This window comes from Spirosoma validum (assembly GCF_014699035.1).
In the GTDB taxonomy this organism is placed as follows: Bacteria; Bacteroidota; Bacteroidia; order Cytophagales; family Spirosomataceae; genus Spirosoma; species Spirosoma validum.
In genome coordinates this window covers 285,234-306,020 of the sequence record NZ_JACXAA010000001.1, presented here as the reverse complement: position 1 = coordinate 306,020, position 20,787 = coordinate 285,234, and the positions used below count along the sequence as shown (strand labels likewise).

General features: G+C 46.4%; 20 protein-coding genes. 8 read left to right on the top strand and 12 right to left on the bottom strand.

The window, feature by feature from the left end; all coding sequences use genetic code 11:
• Positions 1-13: 13 nt before the first annotated feature.
• Together IC230_RS01205 and IC230_RS01200 are read right to left on the bottom strand one after the other, a co-directional pair.
• Complete coding sequence (locus tag IC230_RS01205) at positions 14-391, bottom strand: PIN domain-containing protein (protein ID WP_191037135.1); 378 nt, start codon at positions 389-391, stop codon at positions 14-16.
• Positions 384-542: a hypothetical protein gene (locus tag IC230_RS01200; protein WP_191037134.1), complete on the bottom strand. Its 159-nt coding sequence runs from the start codon at positions 540-542 to the stop codon at positions 384-386. The genes IC230_RS01205 and IC230_RS01200 overlap by 8 nt, the downstream gene beginning before the upstream one ends.
• A gap of 140 nt (positions 543-682) precedes the next feature.
• On the opposite strand from IC230_RS01200, the gene IC230_RS01195 reads away from it, so the two are divergent.
• From IC230_RS01195 to IC230_RS01185, 3 genes are all read left to right on the top strand, one after another.
• A complete protein-coding gene (locus IC230_RS01195) occupies positions 683-1,687 on the top strand; it encodes a formylglycine-generating enzyme family protein (RefSeq protein WP_191037133.1) in 1,005 nt (334 codons plus the stop codon).
• Between the two features lie 48 nt (positions 1,688-1,735).
• On the top strand, positions 1,736-2,215 hold the full coding sequence (folK, locus tag IC230_RS01190; protein WP_191037132.1) for a 2-amino-4-hydroxy-6-hydroxymethyldihydropteridine diphosphokinase: 480 nt from the start codon (positions 1,736-1,738) through the stop codon (positions 2,213-2,215).
• Positions 2,216-2,292: 77 nt separating this feature from the next.
• Positions 2,293-3,510 (top strand): pyridoxal phosphate-dependent aminotransferase, encoded by a 1,218-nt coding sequence (locus IC230_RS01185; protein ID WP_191037131.1) that lies wholly within the window; start codon positions 2,293-2,295, stop codon positions 3,508-3,510.
• 78 nt (positions 3,511-3,588) lie between these two features.
• On the opposite strand, the gene IC230_RS01180 is transcribed toward IC230_RS01185, so the two are convergent.
• The 7 genes from IC230_RS01180 to IC230_RS01150 all read right to left on the bottom strand — a co-directional run bounded on the left by IC230_RS01180 (position 3,589) and on the right by IC230_RS01150 (position 13,098).
• Positions 3,589-6,012 (bottom strand): TonB-dependent receptor, encoded by a 2,424-nt coding sequence (locus IC230_RS01180; protein WP_191037130.1) that lies wholly within the window; start codon positions 6,010-6,012, stop codon positions 3,589-3,591.
• Positions 6,013-6,127: 115 nt separating this feature from the next.
• The gene (locus tag IC230_RS01175; RefSeq protein WP_191037129.1) at positions 6,128-6,499 is read right to left on the bottom strand and encodes a hypothetical protein; all 372 of its coding nucleotides are present in this window, start codon (positions 6,497-6,499) and stop codon (positions 6,128-6,130) included.
• 636 nt (positions 6,500-7,135) lie between these two features.
• On the bottom strand, positions 7,136-7,882 hold the full coding sequence (locus IC230_RS01170) for an RluA family pseudouridine synthase (RefSeq protein WP_191037128.1): 747 nt from the start codon (positions 7,880-7,882) through the stop codon (positions 7,136-7,138).
• A 105-nt stretch (positions 7,883-7,987) separates the two neighbouring features.
• Positions 7,988-8,806, bottom strand: coding sequence for a 3-methyl-2-oxobutanoate hydroxymethyltransferase (gene panB / locus IC230_RS01165; RefSeq protein WP_191037127.1), 819 nt, complete (start codon positions 8,804-8,806; stop codon positions 7,988-7,990).
• 81 nt (positions 8,807-8,887) lie between these two features.
• Positions 8,888-10,330, bottom strand: a complete 1,443-nt coding sequence (locus tag IC230_RS01160; protein WP_191037126.1) for a murein hydrolase activator EnvC family protein — start codon at positions 10,328-10,330, stop codon at positions 8,888-8,890.
• 25 nt (positions 10,331-10,355) lie between these two features.
• Positions 10,356-11,237, bottom strand: coding sequence for a DUF4292 domain-containing protein (locus IC230_RS01155; protein ID WP_191037125.1), 882 nt, complete (start codon positions 11,235-11,237; stop codon positions 10,356-10,358).
• Between the two features lie 79 nt (positions 11,238-11,316).
• Complete coding sequence (locus tag IC230_RS01150; RefSeq protein WP_191037124.1) at positions 11,317-13,098, bottom strand: tetratricopeptide repeat protein; 1,782 nt, start codon at positions 13,096-13,098, stop codon at positions 11,317-11,319.
• 278 nt (positions 13,099-13,376) lie between these two features.
• On the opposite strand from IC230_RS01150, the gene IC230_RS01145 reads away from it, so the two are divergent.
• The gene (locus IC230_RS01145; protein WP_191037123.1) at positions 13,377-13,790 is read left to right on the top strand and encodes an Ohr family peroxiredoxin; all 414 of its coding nucleotides are present in this window, start codon (positions 13,377-13,379) and stop codon (positions 13,788-13,790) included.
• A gap of 79 nt (positions 13,791-13,869) precedes the next feature.
• Here IC230_RS01145 and IC230_RS01140 read toward each other — a convergent pair whose 3' ends face one another.
• Positions 13,870-14,169, bottom strand: coding sequence for a Dabb family protein (locus IC230_RS01140; RefSeq protein ID WP_191037122.1), 300 nt, complete (start codon positions 14,167-14,169; stop codon positions 13,870-13,872).
• A 220-nt stretch (positions 14,170-14,389) separates the two neighbouring features.
• On the opposite strand from IC230_RS01140, the gene IC230_RS01135 reads away from it, so the two are divergent.
• Positions 14,390-16,117, top strand: coding sequence for a S41 family peptidase (locus tag IC230_RS01135; RefSeq protein WP_191037121.1), 1,728 nt, complete (start codon positions 14,390-14,392; stop codon positions 16,115-16,117).
• An 87-nt stretch (positions 16,118-16,204) separates the two neighbouring features.
• Here the strand turns inward: IC230_RS01135 and IC230_RS01130 are convergent, their stop codons facing one another.
• Positions 16,205-16,648, bottom strand: coding sequence for a hypothetical protein (locus IC230_RS01130; protein ID WP_191037120.1), 444 nt, complete (start codon positions 16,646-16,648; stop codon positions 16,205-16,207).
• Positions 16,649-16,845: 197 nt separating this feature from the next.
• On the opposite strand from IC230_RS01130, the gene accD reads away from it, so the two are divergent.
• On the top strand, positions 16,846-17,688 hold the full coding sequence (gene accD, locus IC230_RS01125) for an acetyl-CoA carboxylase, carboxyltransferase subunit beta (protein WP_191037119.1): 843 nt from the start codon (positions 16,846-16,848) through the stop codon (positions 17,686-17,688).
• Positions 17,689-17,774: 86 nt separating this feature from the next.
• Positions 17,775-18,752 (top strand): radical SAM protein, encoded by a 978-nt coding sequence (locus IC230_RS01120; protein WP_191037118.1) that lies wholly within the window; start codon positions 17,775-17,777, stop codon positions 18,750-18,752.
• On the opposite strand, the gene IC230_RS01115 is transcribed toward IC230_RS01120, so the two are convergent.
• Positions 18,753-19,862: a T9SS type A sorting domain-containing protein gene (locus IC230_RS01115; protein WP_191037117.1), complete on the bottom strand. Its 1,110-nt coding sequence runs from the start codon at positions 19,860-19,862 to the stop codon at positions 18,753-18,755. It lies immediately after the preceding gene.
• Between the two features lie 107 nt (positions 19,863-19,969).
• On the opposite strand from IC230_RS01115, the gene IC230_RS01110 reads away from it, so the two are divergent.
• Positions 19,970-20,785, top strand: a complete 816-nt coding sequence (locus IC230_RS01110; RefSeq protein WP_191037116.1) for an enoyl-CoA hydratase/isomerase family protein — start codon at positions 19,970-19,972, stop codon at positions 20,783-20,785.
• The last annotated feature ends 2 nt before the right edge of the window (positions 20,786-20,787 follow it).

Here is a 20,787-nt window from a genome sequence, read left to right as displayed (position 1 = left end):
TTTCTATAAAGGATTAGCGGGGAGGTAAAAGAATCAGATCTAATTGTGAAACTCGTTCAAAAGCACTATCGCCAGTAACGATTGGTAAACCTATAGTTCGAGCCGAAGCAGCTACAATTGAGTCCATCAATTTCATTCGGGTTGATCGACGAATTTTAATAGCTTCGGTTTTGACTTGTGGAGTTAGCTCAACGATAATGCAATCATTTAATAAACGTTTGATCAGCTTACGATCTTCTGACGGCTGATTCGGTTTACACTGCATTTCCATTTCAGTGATCACAGACATATACACCAATTGGTCAGTCAACAGGTTAACAACTAATTCATCACCTTCTAATAGACGAATCAGGCCATTAGTGTCAACGAATAGTCCTGCTGGATTATTCATCTCTCAATTCCTGTTGGAAATGAAGCGCATCCTGCCCCCACTTTAGTTTACCCGCATATTTTTGGACATCCAGTTTTTTAACAGACTTCACCTGCCGAAGTAAGCTGGCTATCTCGTCCTTAGTCGCTTTTTTATCGAGCTTTATAGTCATTGCAAATGAAAACGTCTATTGAGTTGCCGTTTGTACAGAAGAAAAAATGAGCACTGTTATTTGACAAAAGTACAACAAAGAAAATCGTTCGTACTTTTACCTGTCAATGGGTAGTAAATCCTTTTTCTATATAACCCAAAATGTCTCCTAAACATCTCCTATCAACAGTAGCCTTATTAATTGAACTGGCTGTCGTTGCAAATGCACAAACTACCACCGACTTTAAATCCTATACGCAAGTCGTACCCGGCAGTAATCAGACGTACGCGATGGTTGCCATTCCGGGAGGTAAATTTATGATGGGTAGTCCAGCCACAGAGAAAGGACATAAACCCGACGAAGGCCCACAGCATAACGTCACGATTGAGCCGTTTTACATGGGTAAATACGAAGTTACGTGGGATCTGTACGACTTGTTTGCCTTTACGAATATGGAGAAGGAAATGGCTGCAAAATACACTGAGTCTGACGCTAACTTACCAAAAACGGACGCGACGACCCGACCAAGCCCTCCCTATGTGGACATGTCGTTTGGCATGGGCCGGGCTGGTTATCCGGCAATTAATATGACTCAGTATGCGGCCATCAAATTTTGTGCCTGGCTATATGCAAAAACAGGCGTGTTCTATCGGTTACCAACCGAGGCCGAGTGGGAATATGCCTGTCGGGCAAATACGACAACGCCCTATTCATTCGGGGCTGATGTGAAGAAATTAGGCGAATATGCTGTGTTTACAGGCAACAGCGATGGCGCTTATAAGAAAGTGGGTACCAAAAAACCAAATCCGTTCGGCCTGTATGACATGCATGGAAACGTAGTGGAATGGACGCAGGATCAATACATGGAAGATTATTACAAACAGGTGGCCAGTGGTAAAGTGAAAGAACCGTACGCACCGACAACAACTCTTTACCCAAACTCGACGCGCGGTGGTTCCTGGGACGATGGTGCCGAAGTATTACGTTCAGCCGCCCGGACTCCTTCAGCACCCGCCTGGAAAGTACTCGATCCGCAGAGTCCCAAATCCGACTGGTGGTTAACGTCGGCCTCCTTCGTTGGCTTTCGTATCGTACGACCTGCCAAAACGCCCAGTGAGGCTGCCATCAAAGCGTACTACGATATCAAACCGATCAAAGACTATTAAATAATCATTCATGATTATTTAATAGTCTTTGATCATTTATCATTAAAAATGACGATTCTCCTTCTCGGTGCGAACCTGGGTGACCGCGTAATGACGTTACGTAGGGCTGTGGATTTGATTGTAGAACAAGTCGGATTAGTACGTCAGCAATCACATATGTATGAAACAGCGCCTTGGGGTATTACTGATCAACCGACCTATCTGAATCAGGTACTAGCGGTTGAAACGGAATTAGAACCTGAAGCTGTATTGTTGAAGACGCAGGCTATTGAGCAGGCGTTAGGCCGCGTTCGTTTGGAAAAATGGGGCGCAAGGCTCATTGATATTGATATTCTATATTACGACCACCGAATTTTACACACTGATACGTTAACAGTTCCCCATCCCTATCTGCACCTCCGACGCTTTACGCTTGCTCCGCTGGCAGAAATTTCACCGGAATTTACGCATCCGATTTTAGAAAAAACGACACTTGAACTATTAGCTGATTGCCCTGACGAAAGCGAGGTGACAATTTTTAATTTATAAACAATATCGGCCCTCCGATGAAAACGTAGTACCTTTGCAGCCAGTTTGTTATCATTTTCTCAAAAACACCACCGATTATGTCTGCCACGCTTGACACCGTGAGTTTATTAGCCGACCGCATCAACGCGCTGGAGGAATCGTCCACGCTGGCGATGACCAAAAAAGCCCGTGAATTGGCTGCTCAGGGCCATAAAGTAATTAGCCTGAGCGTCGGAGAACCAGATTTTAAAACCCCACAACACATCTGCGAAGCCGCTAAGAAAGCCATCGACGACGGTTTCCACGGCTACTCGCCTGTTGCAGGTTATCCGGATCTCCGCAAAGCGATTGCTGATAAATTCAAGCGCGACAATAATATTGACTGGAAACCGGAAAACATTGTCGTTTCGACGGGCGCCAAACACTCGCTGGCTAACGTCATTCAGGTGCTGGTTAACCCTGGTGATGAGGTTGTTATCTTCTCGCCGTATTGGGTAAGCTATTCCGAGATGGTGAAACTGGCCGAAGGGAAAGCTGTTGTTGTGGACGGTTCGTTCGAGAACAATTTCAAAGTAACGCCCGAGCAGTTTGAAGCCGCTATTACCGACCGGACGAAGATTGTGATGTATGCATCGCCGAACAATCCGACGGGGTCAATCTATTCGGAAGCCGAACTGCGCGCAATCGCTGACGTAGTAGCCCGTCATGAACATGTGTACGTACTGGCCGACGAAATTTACGAATACATCAATTTCACGCCAGAGGGCCATTTTAGTATTGGCTCGATTCCGGAGATCGCTGAGCGTGTTATTACGGTGAATGGCGTAGCGAAAGGCTTTGCCATGACCGGCTGGCGTATTGGCTACATCGGTGCTGCTAAATGGATTGCCGATGGCGTTGAGAAGTTACAAGGCCAGGTTACGTCGGGGACGAACTCGATTGCCCAAAAAGCGACGGTAGCTGCGCTGACAGGCCCTTTAGAGCCATCGATGGAAATGACCAAAGCGTATCATCGTCGGCGCGATTTAGTCGTGAAATTGCTGAAAGAAGTGCCTCATTTCCGTACGAACGTACCAGAAGGAGCTTTCTATGCGTTCCCCGACATCAGCTATTATTACGGTAAGTCAGATGGTACGACGACCATTGAAAACTCCGACGATTTTGCTGGCTGGTTATTAAATACAGCACACGTGGCAACCGTAGCAGGTTCCGGTTTCGGCGCTCCTGATTGTTTACGTATCTCAACAGCTGCTTCTGACGAAGCACTTACCGAAGCTGTGCAGCGCATTAAGGATGCCGTAGCAACCTTGAAATAAGGACAATAAAATGAAGAAGTGGCGTGGCGAAGAGAAAGTAATCGTTCTCTCCGCCACGCCACTTCTTCATTTTATTGTTTACTTTCCTCCAAACGGAATCACTACCTTCACACTTACGTTCCGGCCCATATTATAAACGCCCCGTCGGCCGGTGGCTTCGTTAACACCAAAATATTTCAGTCGGTTTTGGTGGCTTTGATAAGCAATATCAAATATGTTCTGGACCGTCAGGAAAAGCTGAAAGAGCGCTCGGCCATTTGCATTCACTACGTCGCTGCCTGCACCGATGTTAACCAGCGTATAAGCAGGCGTTTCCGTTTCGGTACCATAAGCTAGCAAAGCCTGATTTTGCCGCCAGTTATGTTCAATTTCCAGTAAAGCGTACAAGTTTCGCCAATGATTACCTGCCTCGTTTTTCGTTACCTTCAACTGGCCAATGACGCGAGGTGGAGGAAGAAAGGGTAGATAGCGGGTCGAATCAGAAGTAGACGATAGATTCCGCGATCGTACGAGCGAGTAACTCGTGGTCAGGTGCAACCAACGAGCCGAGCGGGGGTTTATTGTCACCTGTGCCTCCCCCCCGAACAAGACGGCATTCCCTTGTGTATAGCGATAGGTTAAAATTGGTCGGGATGGGTCTACAATCGAATCACGGCCGAATCGGTCAAGGACTTTTTCTGAATATGTGTAGTTATTGATCCGATTCTGAAATAAACTGGCCGTAACTGATACGTCGGGTGATTCATAATTCACTCCTAAATCGGCTTGAAACGAGGTTTCCGAGCGTAAGTTCGGGCTGCCAATTTCGTAACGGAACGTACCAGCATGTTCGCCATTGGCCGATAACTCGGGTGTCGATGGTGCGCGGAAACCGCGTCCAAGATTCGCCTTAACCGTCCAGCGACTCGACAAGGCATAGGTGGCTCCGAAACTAGCTGTTGGATTCGAGTAGGTTTTAGTCAACCCTGCAAATCGGACCTGGCCTCCAGTAATAGGTGCTTCGCTGAAAACGCCGTCTGCATCGGCATAAAGCTTATTAATTTGCATCCGCCGGACATCCATTCGTAAGCCACCATTTACAGTTAACCGATCTGTTTTCTTTTGCGCGAACAGAAAAAGCCCACTATCCCAGGAGCGATAGCCCGGATACAACACCTGTAAACCCTTATTCTGGTTATATTGCCAGAGGCCGTTGCTGCCGATCGTAAAGTCCCAGCCGTTACGTCCACCGAAGTAGTATTTAAGGTCGTAGAAGACATTTTGCAGGTAAAAATAAAGCGCTGGCTGGCCGGGCGTTAGCGTGCTGGCAAATTCCTGCCGCCGGTTTTGACTATAACTAATAATGGCCGAGATATTACCTCTCCCAATTTTAGCAAACGTATTCCAGGAAGTCTTAAAATTATTCAGGTTCTGATAATTGGCCGGATCGATTGTGCGTCCGTGTAACGTGGCATCAGAAACAGGGGCCAGTGCTTCTGAATCGCTGGACATGCGAACCAATTCCTGAAAACGGCCACTCGGATCGCGCTCGCCCGTTACGATGTTTATGTCCTGGTGCCAATTAGAAACATATACTTGTGAATAACCCCATTTGCGATTAATCCCAATCGTACCGTTTACATCAAACTCTCTGTAAGCCGAACCGTATACCAGCCCGTCGTATTTATTCCGGTAATTGCCCGCACTTTTGGTACTTACTCGAACCCGACCAAATAAGCCTTTTTGCGAACTACCTTCTATCATGCCCGACACGCCGATCATGTCATTATTGCTTTGGTAATTGGTTAGCACTTGTCCGCGAAATACACCTGCTTCGGGCGGGCGGGATGAAATCAGGCTCATTACACCACCAAGTCCATCGGAACCGTAAAGCAAACTTCCCGAACCTTTAATGATTTCGTACCGATCGATACTGTATTCATCAACTTGTAGTGCATGCTCTTCGCCCCACTGGTTGTCTTCCTGACGAACGCCATCATGCACTGTAATGACTCGGTTAAAACCGAGCCCACGGATAACTGGCTTCGACAAGCCCACGCCGGTCGTGATTTGCGACATACCTGGGAGCTTACCAACAGCATCGACTAGATTGGTTGAACTAGTCTGCAGCCACTGGATTTTGTTATACGTCATAATCGGCACAGGACTATCTTTTACCGTCGAACCTGTAGTTAATCCGGTTACAATAACTTCCTGAAGCTGAGCGGCCTCGGGTTCCAGTATGAAGTCGCCCGCCGTCTCGCCCGAAAGGAGCCGTATGGTACGTGTCAGCGTTTTATAGCTTAGAAAACGTACTTCAACCTTATGTGAACCCGCCGGAAGGTCGGCGACGCGGCATAGTCCAAGCGTATCCGTTGATCCCCCTTTCTTCAGAGCGGGGAAATAAATCGTTACGCCAATGAGTGGCTGTTGAGTGGTTTTATCAGTAACCTTACCTATAAACGTAGCCTGAGCTACGGCCAAACCTGGCAGCAGTGTAAAAAAAAGAAGAAGTCGAAGCATGAAGCAGAGGATATCATTTGAATACTAGTCAGGATGTACATTCACAAAACCACAGCCAGCTAACGCCTGATAGAGAAGCGTCAGCTACCGAGTTGAGTGATACGAAAAACAGGAACTAGATCAAATGAATCGGCGGACCTCGATGCCGAAAGGCAACATGGGTTGTTGAGAAGAGAAAATGGATGAATGCTACAGGACCGTTGCCTAGCAATAAGGCAATGGATAAAACGACCGCACAGAAAAATGCATTGGAGTTAGCGTATAATAGATTGTCGAACGCATCGAGCCAAATCAGTTCATCCCGGCTATGTGCGTGTTTGGGAAACTGCGTACCGGGTGACGATTTGTAAGGGTGCGCATGGCAAATGATTGTTCCGTCAGATAATCGGTGGGCATGGCGAAAGACAACCCCGTTGATCAGTACACCAATGTACAGACCAAGCAAAAAACGGGCAATTCCAAACCGATAACCTTGTAGACGAAACATGCTGATAGTGAGCAGCTAATGCATGAACTCTCAAAAATACCAAATAGAATGCAAACCACAGCATGCTGATCCGTTAATCTGGTTTAAATCACGTAGCATACTCCTATAATAATAAAAAGTGATAAAGAACCAGGGATAAGTAACAATAATTTCACAGGTTTTAAATATGATGTAAATTTAGTGCTTCAAAAACTTTTTTATTTTTAACTTGTTTTTGTACTAAGACAAGTTTAATTTTGAATATGTGCAGAATTTAGTGTTGAGCGAATAATCCTGTTGCTACGATTATTTGTAAACTCAATGACAAATTTGTTACTTGATGAACCTACCGCTTGTCAATTTTTAATAGTGAAAATTATCTCTTGAGACTGATGAAGAATGTTCGGCTGTATATGATTTTTCAATGGGTGGTCTTTTTACCCATTATTTTGCCGATGTGTATCATTTTCGGCGCCTTGTATGGAGTTGTTCAGATGGTCGAGCGCGTAATCGATCAGATAAGGGTAGATATAATGCCTTCTGAACAGAATCAGCTTTTACACTGACTGGATTCTGAGTGTTAGTTATACATAAAATAAAGGGCCGCATTTTCTGGGGATGGAAAACGCGGCCCTTTGCTTTTGGGATTTCATTTCCTTACTCGAAAATGAAATCCATGTTCTTATCCTTATAATTCTCATCATCCAGATCCAGAAACTCTTCCCAAAATGGATCGCTTGGTAAGCCTGCTTTACAGATAATCGGTCGATCCGGCGCTCCGACTTGTTTCACGGGATGAATGAAGTAAAGACGACGAGCGTGTAGATAAATTTTCTTATCGGCAACCGCCCGGTCATAACCATACTTAACGTCGCCCCGGATCGGGCATCCTATGTGAGCCAGTTGAGAGCGTATCTGGTGAGGTCGGCCCGTGACGGGGTTCACTTCCAACAGATAATGCTCGTTAATTCTCCCCAATGTCCGATACGTTAATTCGGCTTTCTGCGAGTTAGGAACCTCATAATCATAGACGGCTACCTGATTTTTCTGCTCGTCTTTTATCAGCCAGTTTACCAGTTTATCGGCATCTTTCGGTGGCTTTTGCCGAACAACAGCCCAGTATGTTTTTTGAACCTGCCGCTTACGGAAGATCTCGTTCATCCGTTCCAGCGCTTTTGAAGTACGGGCGAAAACAACCAGACCACTGACGGGGCGGTCGAGTCGGTGAACTAGCCCCAGAAATACCTCGCCGGGTTTGTGGTACTTTTCTTTAATATAGTCTTTCAGTACATCCAGTAGCGTAACGTCGCCTGTGCGGTCGCCCTGTACCAGAATACCCGGTTCTTTATTGACAATCAACAGGTGGTTATCTTCGTAAACAACCTGAAATGGTTTCTTTTTCATAAGTAGTAGTCCTGGCCTGTCATTGATGGTCATTAGTAGCACTTTTAGCAGACAATATTTAATGAAGCTAGTGACTGTCAATGACAAGTAATGACTCTTTATAACTCAATACGCTTCTTTCTCGTTCGGGAAATCATTTGCTTTAACGTCGTCGACGTAATGGGCGATGGCTTCCGTCATAACTGTGTGCAAATCGGCATACCGTCGCAGGAATCTTGGTTTGAATTCATTATTGATTCCAAGCAAATCATGAATAACCAGAATTTGGCCGTCGGCATCAGGCCCTGCGCCGATACCAATGGTCGGAATTGTGAGGCTTTGGGATACCGTTTTTGTGAGCGTGGCTGGTATTTTTTCGAGCACTACCCCAAAGCAACCGATTGATTCGAGCATGTGCGCATCTTCCATTAATTTCTCTGCTTCGGCCTCTTCTTTAGCCCGTACGGCATACGTACCGAATTTGTAAATGGATTGAGGGGTCAAGCCAAGATGCCCCATAACAGGTACACCCGCACTCAGAATTCGAACAATCGATTCTTTGATTTCTAAACCACCTTCCATTTTGACAGCGTGCGCCCCCGATTCCTTCATGATCCGAATGGCCGATCGGAGCGCTTCCGACGAATTACCCTGATAAGAACCAAATGGTAAATCGACTACGACCAGGGCTCGCTTAACACCCCGCACAACCGCGCTGGCGTGATAGATCATCTGGTCAAGAGTAATGGGTAAGGTTGTTTCGTGACCTGCCATAACGTTCGAGGCTGAATCACCGACAAGAATCATCTCAACACCAGCTGCGTCGACCACACGAGCCATCGAAAAATCATAGGCGGTCAGCGCAGAAATCTTCTCGCCTTTATTTTTCAGTTCCTGAATGGTATGCGTCGTAACGCGCTTGATGTCGGGATTATGAACAGACATTGGACCGGATATAAAGTTATGGGCCGTAAAGTTATGGAGTTAAGCTGAGGCCGTCGATATAACTTCACTCCCATATGACTTTTACCGGTGGGTCAGCCACGATTCTGGGTTGAGTTTGGTGAACTCTTTCCAGATCTGAAACTGAATTTCAGAAACTCCGTCTTTATCGGTCGCCACCGTGCCGATGGCTTCCCGCGCTTTCACACGCTGACCGGCACGGACCGATACGTTTTTCAATTTGGCATACACAGTAAAATAACTACCATGTTGAATAGCTACTACGGTGTTCATACCCGGCATACTTGTTACGTCCTGTACAATACCATCGTAAACGGCACGAACGATTTCTCCGGCATTCGTCTGAATATCAACGCCTTGATTCTCGACATAAATACCCCTTAGCACTGCGTGGGGACGGCGTCCAAAGTGGTCGGAAATGAACCCTCGTGATACTGGCCAGGGCAGATGTGCGCGTGAAGCGGTGAACGAAGAGGCCAGCGCATCTTCTTCATTATTCAGCGTGTTGTTACGTCGCTCATCAGGTTTGGGTGGGGGAGGAGTGGGTTCTGGCTCAGCAGGTCGCTCAACTTTAGCTACGTCAGTTGGAGCTGGTTTCTCCCCCGCTTTTTCAGCAGCTGCAATGGCTTCTTCGGCTTTTTTACGTTCGGCAGCTCTCCGTTCGGCTTCACGGCGCGCAACACGTTCCCGTTCGGCGCGCGCTTCCCGTTCAGCTCGTTCGCGTGCTTCGCGTTCGGCTCGTTCACGCGCGACGATACGGGTAATCATAGCTTCAAGCTGACCAATCGCCCGACGTCTCTCCGCCAATTCGGTGCTCAGTTCCGTTTCTTTCTGACTTAATTCTTTTACAACCTGATTTTTAGCGCCTTTTAAAACTTCCAGATTCTTAGTTTCCTTAACCTTAGTCGTTATCGTATTTTTCTGATCCTGGCGTTTCCGTTGAGTAGCCTGCTGTTTATCCTGTAGCATCGCCATCACATTGTCCATTTGCCGCACCTGGCTCTGGCGGGCATCAGAATACTGACGCAGGTATTTATAGCGCGCAACGAGCTGGTTAAAATTGTCGGATGCAAACAAAAAACCTAGTGGATTAACTTGCTGACGACGTTTATCCGCGGCATAAATCATAGAGCCGTATTCCGCTTTCAGTTTATTGAGATCGCGGGTAAGCGTATTACTGGTCTGGCGTAGTTCTGAAATTTCGGTTTCTGTTAATTGAAGATCTTTGTTGAGCAAGCCAATCTGCTGCGATTGAGCCTGAATTTGCTGATCCAGTGCTTTTAATTGACCCAGACCCGCTTGTTTTTCTGATGAAGTTTGCCGAAGAATGGTCCGTATCTGGTTCATCTTCGCCAGATTCTGCTTCTTTTCTTTCTCCAGATTCTGTCGGCTTTGCTGCGTTTGCTGCGCCTGGGCTGGGCCGTCAAACGCAATTAACCCAGAGAGGACCAGACTGATTATTAGCCAATAAGTAGACAGGTGGGGAAATGGAAATTTGGAATGCATAGAGGCTTAAACCAACAAAAATAACTTATGGCCGACGTTTGTAATTGGCCGGAATCGTGAACGGAAATCCCGGATTTTTATCGACCAGTTCAACTTTATTATGCTTGATACGTAGCAGCGTCTGATAAAACCGTCCGTCAGACTGAGATTTATAGTCGAGGGTTACCAGACTGGTATAAGGAAACAGGAAATTGCTGAGAGAGGTAAAATCTTCGTAATCCAGTCGCAACGTATTTTTGGTAGGTTGTTCGGTCACCATCAATTTTTTTAGCTTCCGATCCTGTTCACCAATGTAGTTTTCAACCATCACTTTGCCCTCACTCTGACGTAGCAGCAGATAATCCCGCTCGTTTTTGATTTTTTGGGCCGGCCGTTTTGGAAGTGGTAAATTACCGACGATCAACGCTTGCAGCAACTCAAAATTCATGTTGAAATTGAATTGTTTGCTTAACGTCGGGAAATCATAAACGGAGTATTCTCTATGTATCTTATCGATAATGGTGATCGAATCGCGTGTAATAAGTCCGCGAACCGCTTCGATACCCAGCTTTGAAATAGATAACCAGATCAGGCTGTCTTTGCGGACCCGGATATTGACGTTTGCATTGTCAATATCCTGTTGATTGCTTTTAAAGGATATTTTTGACTTAGCTGTGAGGTAACGAAAATCGATTTCAGCTACGTTCGTACGGGCTTCATCAATACCGGGTCGGGCCGGTTTGGCGACTACAGCGGAGTCGGTTGACGTAGTAGGCGTTACGGAGGTTGGCTGGGAAGCAAGGGTCGAATCAGGAGTCGAAGATACTACGGGAGTCTGACCGGTGCCATGCGAAACATGGTGGCGTCGACAACCATCTAAACTCAATAACGTAGCGAACAGTATTGCTAATAATCCGTATTTGTTCATAAGGCTTAGTGGGTAGGAAACAGCGCTTAGCGAATACGTGAGAAGAACTATTCACCAACTACTAATCACTAACCACCGATTACATCTTTCCAGTAGCTATTTTTTTATCGATATCAGAGCTGGCCCCGCCTTTACTCTTTGCGTTCTTCCACTGTTCAAGCGCTTTATCGGGTTGACCGAGTTGATACAGAACGTCGCCGTAATGTTCAATAATGGTCCCGCTTACGTTCGCGGTATCTGCCAGCGCTTTTTCCAGGTACTGCCGGGCTTTAGTATAATCTTTGGCAACATACAGCACCCAGGCGTAGGTATCTAAATACGTAGCGTTGGTGGGGTGACGTTCTACGAGTTTCTGCGCTAACTGTTGCGCTCTTGGCAGATTAGCTTTTCGTAGTGATAGAAAGTAGCTGTAGTTATTCAGTACGTAGTCGTTCAGCGGATCTGCTTTCAGAACGGCTTCGTAGGCTTCATCGGATTTGGTATAATCGCCAAGTCCATTATACGCGTCACCTAACTGAGCATCGATCCCTTTCTGCAAATCGCCCTTTGAGCTGGCAACCAGAAGTTTTTTACTTTCCTCCAGTGCATCAACGGCCTGCTGGTACTTGCGCTTAAAAAGATTAGCTGACCCATTGGAATACCAGAACAAGCCCTGCGTTGGAAACACTTCCAGCGCTTTCTCTGAATGCACAAGTAGGCTATCAATCTGATTTAATTCGCCGTCTAGTTGCAATAGTGCTCCCCAGACTTCATAAATAGAGCCGTCTAGGCGGGCGGCTTTTGCATACGCATCACGGGCTTCTACTTTCTTACCCTGTTGCATCAGCAAATCAGCCAGCATCACCTGAGTTTTAGGATCGTTAGGCGATGTTTTAGCCAGGTTCTGCGCCATACCCAACGCATCTTTCTGCGCTGTCGGGCTTTCACCCGTCATACCAACGTAACTCGACAGAATTCGCGCCTTTAAGCCCGCTTCCAGATTCGGATTCGCCAGCACCTGATTCAATTCTTTGGTGACACGGGCCATATCTCCCTTCTTCCGGTAAATATCGGCCAGCAATACGTGCGCCTGGGGGAGGTCAGGGCTTATCTTAAGCGCCTTGTCAATCCAGGTGATAGCCTGATCAGACCGGTCGTTGGCAATAAGTAGTTCAGCACCTTCAAGTAGATAATCCGGATCGCTCGGTTCTGAGGCAACTAGTTTTTCGGCTTCCTGAATCGCTTTATCAATTTTGTTCTGCTTGAGATAGATTCGCTGTTTTTGCCGGGTAATTTCTTCGTTCAACCCTAGCTCGCGCTCTACGTTGCTGTAGGCCTCCAGTGCTTTGTCAGGCTTTTCGTTGAACAGATAAATAGCTGCCAGCTCAACCCCATACTCAGCATTTTCGGGCCCTTTTTTAATCAATTTCTCGTAAAGTGCTTCAGCTTCTGAATAGCGTTTCTGTTTTACGTACAGTTCAGCCAACAGCAGCGCGTAGAATTTATTCTGACCATCTAATGAATACGCTTTTGTCGCGTGTGGAAGCGCTTCGGCGATTTTACCGGTTTTGAGCAGGACATTCGCGGTAGCATACTGAGCCGCTGCATTATTCGGATCTTTTTGCAGGACTTTCCCAAACTGAGCAATTGCCTTTGTGGGCTCATCGGTCATCATATACCGTACACCCTCGGTAAATTGAGTTTCCGCTTCCATTCGGACCGTAGTAGTCGAAGCGGATTTCGCTAACGTAGTATCTACGCCTGGTTTATCGCGCCGGCGCTGCGCTGATGCGGGTGATAAGCATACCCATAGAGCCAGCCCAAAGCCCCCCATCCACCCAAGTAGGCGTCGGTTGGTATAAAATAGAGGTAACGTATTCATGCTGGTCAGCGTAAAGAAGAACTCACTTACCAAAACGCGGTCTGCCTCGTTCTATTGCTACTTTGTTTAACTAAGCCCCTTAGACAAAGGTAGTTTAAAATGACGGAATGTTGCATAAGTATGGGGCATAGGGTTCGGGGCATAGGGTAAATAATTACGCTATCTTTTGCCCTATACCCCGAACCCTATGCCCTCTGCCAAATAACTTTTCAACCAGTCGGCGGTTTAACAAGCGCAGATAGTGCTGCTGAAAACTTTAAAAACTCAAAATCTACACGATGGAAACCCTGTATACTGCCACCGTCAGCAATGTCGGTGGACGCGAAGGCGATGTTAAATCGCTCGATGGTATTTTAGAACTCGATGTTAAACGACCGGTGGAAATGCACGGCGAGGGTGGGGCTCCGAATCCCGAAATGTTATTTGCCGCAGCTTATAGTGCCTGCTACAATGGCGCTTTGATGGCTGTAGCTGAACGCCGGAAAATTATCCTGCCTGAACATGCCGTAGAGGTCAGTATTTCGCTAAATAAAGACGGCAACAATATGTTTCTGTCAGGAAAAATTACCGTAAAGGCACCGCATATGGACCATGATCAGCTACAGCAATTAGCTGAGAGCGCCCATATTGTTTGTCCATATTCCAAAGCGGTGAAGGGAAACATGGATATGAAGCTTGAAGTATTGGTGTAATGGCGTAGGGCATGGGGTTCGGGGCAGAGGGGAAAACTCAGAGATTGTTTTCCCTCTGCCCCGAACCCCATGCCCTTTCCTACCCTACTGCATCGTATATCTGTACGCGTTCCCAGAGATGCGCACAGTTGTCGACGAAGGCCTGATGGTCTGTGTGAACCTGATAAGCGTCATGAGCCGCTTTGTCGGCAAAAACAAGCGTCAGAGATGCATCATAGGAATGGTCAATAACGGGTCGGCGCGTTTCGGCGGGCGTACCGATGTAGGCGGTTGAAATTTCGCTGATGCCCCTGAGCGATTTTAAACCAGCAAGCAAGGCCTGTAGGTCTTCCTGATTTTCGGGATGCTTGAGCCAGAAAAAAACGGTATGAACAAACATAAAACAGTGAAATAAAGCTTGGTGAAATTTGAAAAAAGGTCTGCGACAAGCCAATAGAAACAGCCCGCAATACTACGTAAAAACAACCCTTTCCCGGAATTACTTATGCTGACGGTGGGCTCGTTAAGATTTTTTAACAGAGTACAGATATTATGGCAAACATTTCACTATCTTCCAAACGTTTAGGGGGTATATATAGACAGAATTAAGGAAGAAGCGAATGCAGGAAGAAAACAATGCCGCGAACAAGCCAGCTGGTCAGGAAATGAATGGATCGAATCCCCGAATTCAAAATGACAAAGCTACGGTTCGATTGCCCATATTGCTGGGTATTACGTTGGCTGGGGGAATGTTAATTGGTGCCACATTTTTTAGCGGTACTAAAAGCCTGAATACAATCGGACGTGGCTACACCAAGTATCGGGAGATTTTGCAACTGATTGAAAATAACTACGTTGATTCAGTTAATACGGATGAACTAGTCGATTTTTCGATCACAAAAATGCTCGAAAAACTGGATCCACATACCGCCTATATGAACCCACAGGATGCCATTGCGGCTCGCTCTCAGCTTGAAGGTGGCTTTGATGGTATTGGCGTAGAGTTCAATATTTATAAGGATACAGTCTATGTCGTAACCCCCCTGGCTGGTGGCCCATCTGAAACGGCAGGGATTCTGAGTGGTGATAAGATTATTAAAGTAGATGGTACGCCCCTGGCTGGCGGAAAAATTGAAAACGGAGCTGTATTTAAAGCGCTACGTGGTAAACGAGGAACGGACGTAAAACTGACGATTCTGCGGAAAGGTGATAAGCAGCCAAAAGAGTTCACGATTACGCGGGATCGAATCCCGACATATTCAGTCGATGCTTCTTACATGATCGATGCCAAAACGGGATATCTTAAAATTAATCGTTTCTCCGAAACAACGTACGACGAATTTAAAACGGCATTAGCGTCGCTCAAAGCGCAAGGAATGACGCAACTAATGCTTGACTTGCGGAATAACCCTGGTGGGTATATGGACCGGGCCACGAATATCGCCGATGAGTTTATTGCCGGTAATAAACTTCTGGTTTACACCGAAGGTAAGGTTAGTCAATATGACCGGAAGACGTATGCGCATATTACCGGACAATTTGAAGAGGGCCCGCTGGTCGTACTGGTCGATGAGGGCAGTGCATCCGCATCAGAAATTGTTTCTGGCGCCTTGCAGGATCATGACCGCGCCTTGATTGCCGGTCGCCGGTCGTTCGGAAAAGGGCTGGTGCAAATGCCAAGAACGTTATCGGATGGCTCTGAATTGCGATTAACGATTTCTCGCTACTACACCCCCAGTGGCCGAAGTATTCAGAAGCCTTATGTAATGGGGCAAGAGGGTGATTACGAGAAAGAACTCGAATTACGCTCGAAACGGGGCGAGTATTACATTGCCGACTCAATTAAAAACGATCCGAAACTAAAGTTCAAAACCGACGGCGGGCGAGTAGTATATGGCGGTGGTGGCATCACACCCGATTATTTTATTCCGAGAGATTCGACCTGGCAAACGGCTTACCTGATTCAACTGTACGGAAAGAACATCATTCGTGAGTTCGCCATGGAATACACCAATGATAACCGGAAAAAACTGGAAAAAATGCCGTTTATAGAATTCGACAAGACCGTTGTCATTAACGATGAGCAAATGAATCGGTTGGTGAAAGTGGCAACGGCTGAAGGGATTAAGTTTAACGAGAAGGAATATAACCGCTCGAAAAACTACATTCGGAATCAGATTAAGGCGTTAGTCGCGCGAGCCATCTACCAAAAGGGCAATAAAGCTGGACAAAACAATGAGTTTTTCCAGGTCATCAGTCAAAGCGACGATACGTATCAGAAAGCACTGAAGCTTTTTGATCGGGCTGATAAGCTCGAACACGGTATGTTCACGTATAATCAGAAATAAAAAAGGAGTAACGGGAGGATGAGGAAGAAAGGGATAAGAGAAATGGCTGTTTTCTCATTTGTCCTTTTCTTCCCGTTACTCCCTTTTTTACTGCTTCTTGCTAAACTGATACACAATTCCTAAAAACGACTGGAGATTACCTGTTTTGAAATCTTTACGAGAATACGGCGCAAGCTCAAAAGCGACCCGTAGATTGGGCAACATAAGCAGGGGTTTTACACGCACTCCAACATGCAGCGAATAGCCTTCCAGAATATCACGGTTATCGATTCCATTCAGAGCGTTGAAGCGGACACCTAATCCTGTGTAGTAATTCACCTGCGCTTTTCGGGCTACGTTCACCATGGGACAAAGCGTCGTGCTGAGTGAGCCAAATAAACTATTCGTCTGTAAGCGGCCATCGAACCAAAAGGCCCTATCGGCATTAGAACTGACCGTAACAACACTGTTGAACGGGTAGTACGCTACGGAAGCCTGACCAAAAGCAGAGAAGGTGAAGGTTAAAAGAAAAGCAGTCAATACGTGTTTCATAGTAGCAAAACAACAAATTTATCAAGCATAAAAAAATCGATTCGCTTATAAATACCTTACTGAGAGTTCATGGCGATACGTTTTTAGTCTCAGCAACAGCTCGTAAACTAATAGTCTACGAAAATACTCAAGTGCTCGTTGGTCTTGTTTTCTTTGTACCTTTACGGTTCATTATTCTGACAATTACTTCCTGAAAAATGTCTTGGTTCGTCCGAAAAGATAAGGGTATTCAGACCCCAACCGAAATGAAGCTGGAAGCTCCAGATGGGTTATGGTATCTATGCCCGAACTGTAAAAAAGTAATGAACACGCGGGAGCATAAACTCAATGCTTATACGTGCGTTCATTGCAACTATCATGAAAAGATTGGTTCTGAGGCTTATTTCTCTATTCTATTCGATGAGAACGAGTTTACTGAGCTCAATGCTACTATGACGTCGGCTGACCCGCTCAAGTTTGTTGACACCAAGCCTTACCCGGTACGAATAAAGTCTACGGAAGAGAAGACGGGTTTGAAAGACGCTGTTCGCACAGCTTACGGCGCTATGAACGGTCTGACTGTTACGATAGCGGTAATGGATTTCAATTTTATTGGCGGTTCGATGGGATCAGTTGTAGGGGAGAAGATTGCCCGGGCCATTGATCATGCGCTTGCGAACAAAACTCCCTTTCTGATGATTTCGCGCTCCGGTGGTGCCCGGATGATGGAAGCGGGTTTCTCGCTGATGCAAATGGCCAAAACATCCGCTAAGCTAGCTCTATTAGATAAAGCGAAGCTTCCCTACGTATCGTTGCTGACTGATCCAACGACGGGTGGGGTTACGGCATCCTACGCTATGCTGGGCGATTTCAATATTGCTGAGCCTGAGGCTCTGATTGGATTTGCCGGTCCCCGTGTTATCCGCGAAACCATTGGTAAAGATCTGCCTAAAGGTTTCCAGAGTGCCGAATTTGTTCTCGACCACGGGTTCTTAGACTTTATCGTCGACCGAAAAGACTTAAAGGATAAAGTCGTGACGTTGTTCAGAATGCTTCAATAGCCGAGGGCAAGGGGGTAAGGGCAAAGGGTAAAAAGAAGATATAATTAACCCTATGCCCCATGCTTCATGTCCTTACCCCGTTCCCTATGCGCTTAGTCTCCCATCCGGTTCTGTGCAATTACTACGTTACGTATCGCTGCAATGCGACGTGTAGTTTTTGCGATATCTGGGAGCGGCCTTCACCCTATGTTACGCTCGAAAATGCCCGACAAAATCTGCGGGATCTGAAACGATTAGGCGTTCGCGTTATCGATTTTACCGGTGGCGAGCCATTGTTACACCGCCAGTTACCCGAGCTACTTAAGGAGGCCAAACAGCTTGGCCTGATCACTACCGTAACGACGAATGCTCTGCTCTATCCCAAACAGGCTGAGCGATTACGGGGCCTGGTCGACATGCTCCACTTTTCGCTTGATTCGCCAATAGCTGAGGAACATGATCGTTCGCGGGGTGTGAAATGCTTCGATAAGGTATTAGAATCGATTGCCATTGCCCGGCAACTTGGTGAACGACCGGATATTTTATTTACCGTTTTTGAACGTAACGTTCACCAGATTCGGCAGATGCACGAGGAAATTTGCCTCCCGAACGATCTGGTGCTGATTCTAAATCCCGTATTCGAGTACAATGCTGTTGAGACTGGCGATCAGTTTTCGGACGATACGTTGCAGCAAATGTCGTGGTGGGGAAAACAGAAAAATGTATACCTCAACGACGGATTTATTCAACTCCGTCGTGACGGTGGAAATCATGTCGACGATCCTGTTTGTCGGGCAGGCAGCACAACCATTGTGATTTCTCCTGAAAACAAGATAGTGCTTCCCTGCTATCACTTAGGCCTGAAAGACTTCCCCATAGACAACGATCTGTATGATCTGTACCACTCTGACGAAGTACAAAAATTAGTTGCGTTAGAAGGCCGTCTTCCTGGCTGCGAGGGATGCGCCATCAATTGCTACATGCAGCCGTCGTTTGCTGTTGAGCTAAACAAATATTTCTGGAAAGCACTGCCCAGTACGCTCAAATACAACTGGATGAAGGGAACCTGGAAACAACTTCTGTAATTACTTTTTTACAACTTTCCTGACCAGTGAACGTCCACCAACGTCCGCATGAAGCAAATAAATTCCGGGGGGTAAGCTGTCCATACTAATAATCTGCTCGTGTTTTCGGGAAGCTTTTCCGAAGGTTAGCTCATGCAATTTTCGACCATTGACATCCATCAGCCGAATTGCAGCTGTGCCTGGACTGCTGGTTTGAATAATCACTTGTAGCCAGTCGTCCACCGGGTTGGGGAACGTAGTGAGCGTTACGTCAGAGTCAGTATAATTGGTTGTTCCAGTGATAACTCCTCCTTCCCCTGCCGGTTCGTAAGCTGGAATAGCGCTGGGTGTGCCAGGTAAATCGGTAACCGTTAAGGTAATTTCCTGAATTGTCTGACTGATCGGAATACCATTTCGATACTCCATTAGATTCAGGACAACGCTGTAATTCCCCTGTTGAGTAGGCGCGTCCCAAACCAGTTCACCAGTACGGCTATTAAGTTTGAAGGTACCCTGATACGTTACGTCGTTCGGAAATAGGTAGGAAGGAATCGATTGATTGGTGCAGTCGCTAGCACTCGAGCGAGTAAGCGGTTTTGCTAAAAAGTACGCCAAACTGTCACCGTCTGCATCCGTTGCTTTTAGTGAAATAATTACTTTTTGATTTACACCCACACGAAAATTAGTCGAAGGAAAATCAACTGTTGGTGTATTCGTTAAGCCTGGTAAATAGGTAGTCAATGTAGTGGCGAGTGTAAGTGTCAGATTATTAGGGTTACGAATATTCTTAACCTGAGTACGGCCATCAATGTGTACGTTTATGGTGTATGTTCCGGGATTAAGATAGGTATAAACAAACCGGTACGTACTGGCCGTAATAGACTTATCTGTTGAGAGATATTGCTGGTTTGCGCGATTGACAACTGTATATGTACCATTTCCTATGCACATTGTTAAAGATGTTAACTGATCAGCCGCACTTCCGGCTTGCATATAGACAGTAGCCGTTATGTCATAGGTGAGTGGTGAGCCTGAAACGGATTTCGCCTGAATGTAGCCACCAAGTAAGTGCGAAGCCTGCGAAAATTGAACGCTTAAAAGCGTTAGAGCCAGTAGGATAGGGATTTTCATGATACGTTAAGAAGGGCTTGGATTTATACAGATAACTCAGAATAGGTACATTCCCATATAGCTGATTTCAAAGATTTTATAAACGGTATTTTCTTATCTTTCGGCTTATGCTTTATACTGCTAAAGAGACGTCAACCCTGCCTGCTGAAGGCTTCCGTTACCTGCTCACTTCACTCGACGAACACGTACTGACCATTACGCTGAATCGCCCTGAAAAGAAGAACGCGCTCAATCCGCCGATGCTCAATGAACTAGCATTTGCATTGGCCTACGCTCATTATGCTACGGATATTTGGTTAGTAGTATTGGCGGCCGCTGGCGATACGTTCTGTGCGGGAATGGACCTGAAAAGCTTATCGTCAGGCGATACTGAAACGGCATCAGTACCGGAACCGACTGGCCCAGTACGACTTGGGGAGTTAATGGCAGAATTACATAAGCCCTGCATTGCGCGGGTGCAGGGAGCAGTTTATGCGGGAGGATTTCTGCTGGTGGGCGGTAGTACGTATGTAATCGCGGCCGAATCCGCTACGTTTAGTTTACCCGAAGTAAAGCGCGGATTATTCCCGTTTCAGGTGCTGGCTGTTCTGCTCGACATTATGCCCGCTCGCACTGCCCTCGACCTTTGCCTTCGCGCTAAAACTCTTACCGCTGTCGAAGCTCAAGCCATTGGCTTAGTGACAGACGTAGTAACCACGAATGAGTTAGATGCAGCGATTACGCGGCTAGCGGATGAATTAAAACTGTTTTCACCGACGGCCATGCAATTTGGTTTGCGAGCGTATCAGCAACTAAAAAAACTGCCATCCAGCGAACAGCAGGCATTTTTATATGATCAATTTGTACAACTTCAACAAACACCCGATGCAAAAGAAGGCATGGCCGCTTTCCTGGAAAAGCGAACGCCAAACTGGGGTAAATAACG

Bases quoted from the DNA above. Each gene is read 5' to 3' on its own strand.
- folK (WP_191037132.1), top strand. From the start codon at position 1,736: ATGACGATTCTCCTTCTCGGTGCGAACCTGGGTGACCGCGTAATGACG.
- IC230_RS01195 (WP_191037133.1), top strand. From the start codon at position 683: ATGTCTCCTAAACATCTCCTATCAACAGTAGCCTTATTAATTGAACTG.
- accD (WP_191037119.1), top strand. From the start codon at position 16,846: ATGTCTTGGTTCGTCCGAAAAGATAAGGGTATTCAGACCCCAACCGAA.
- IC230_RS01205 (WP_191037135.1), bottom strand. From the start codon at position 391: ATGAATAATCCAGCAGGACTATTCGTTGACACTAATGGCCTGATTCGT.
- IC230_RS01130 (WP_191037120.1), bottom strand. From the start codon at position 16,648: ATGAAACACGTATTGACTGCTTTTCTTTTAACCTTCACCTTCTCTGCT.
- IC230_RS01110 (WP_191037116.1), top strand. From the start codon at position 19,970: ATGCTTTATACTGCTAAAGAGACGTCAACCCTGCCTGCTGAAGGCTTC.
- IC230_RS01120 (WP_191037118.1), top strand. From the start codon at position 17,775: ATGCGCTTAGTCTCCCATCCGGTTCTGTGCAATTACTACGTTACGTAT.
- IC230_RS01145 (WP_191037123.1), top strand. From the start codon at position 13,377: ATGGAAACCCTGTATACTGCCACCGTCAGCAATGTCGGTGGACGCGAA.
- IC230_RS01150 (WP_191037124.1), bottom strand. From the start codon at position 13,098: ATGAATACGTTACCTCTATTTTATACCAACCGACGCCTACTTGGGTGG.
- IC230_RS01200 (WP_191037134.1), bottom strand. From the start codon at position 542: ATGACTATAAAGCTCGATAAAAAAGCGACTAAGGACGAGATAGCCAGC.
- IC230_RS01135 (WP_191037121.1), top strand. From the start codon at position 14,390: ATGCAGGAAGAAAACAATGCCGCGAACAAGCCAGCTGGTCAGGAAATG.
- IC230_RS01170 (WP_191037128.1), bottom strand. From the start codon at position 7,882: ATGAAAAAGAAACCATTTCAGGTTGTTTACGAAGATAACCACCTGTTG.
- IC230_RS01185 (WP_191037131.1), top strand. From the start codon at position 2,293: ATGTCTGCCACGCTTGACACCGTGAGTTTATTAGCCGACCGCATCAAC.
- IC230_RS01175 (WP_191037129.1), bottom strand. From the start codon at position 6,499: ATGTTTCGTCTACAAGGTTATCGGTTTGGAATTGCCCGTTTTTTGCTT.
- IC230_RS01140 (WP_191037122.1), bottom strand. From the start codon at position 14,169: ATGTTTGTTCATACCGTTTTTTTCTGGCTCAAGCATCCCGAAAATCAG.
- panB (WP_191037127.1), bottom strand. From the start codon at position 8,806: ATGTCTGTTCATAATCCCGACATCAAGCGCGTTACGACGCATACCATT.
- IC230_RS01160 (WP_191037126.1), bottom strand. From the start codon at position 10,330: ATGCATTCCAAATTTCCATTTCCCCACCTGTCTACTTATTGGCTAATA.
- IC230_RS01180 (WP_191037130.1), bottom strand. From the start codon at position 6,012: ATGCTTCGACTTCTTCTTTTTTTTACACTGCTGCCAGGTTTGGCCGTA.
- IC230_RS01115 (WP_191037117.1), bottom strand. From the start codon at position 19,862: ATGAAAATCCCTATCCTACTGGCTCTAACGCTTTTAAGCGTTCAATTT.
- IC230_RS01155 (WP_191037125.1), bottom strand. From the start codon at position 11,237: ATGAACAAATACGGATTATTAGCAATACTGTTCGCTACGTTATTGAGT.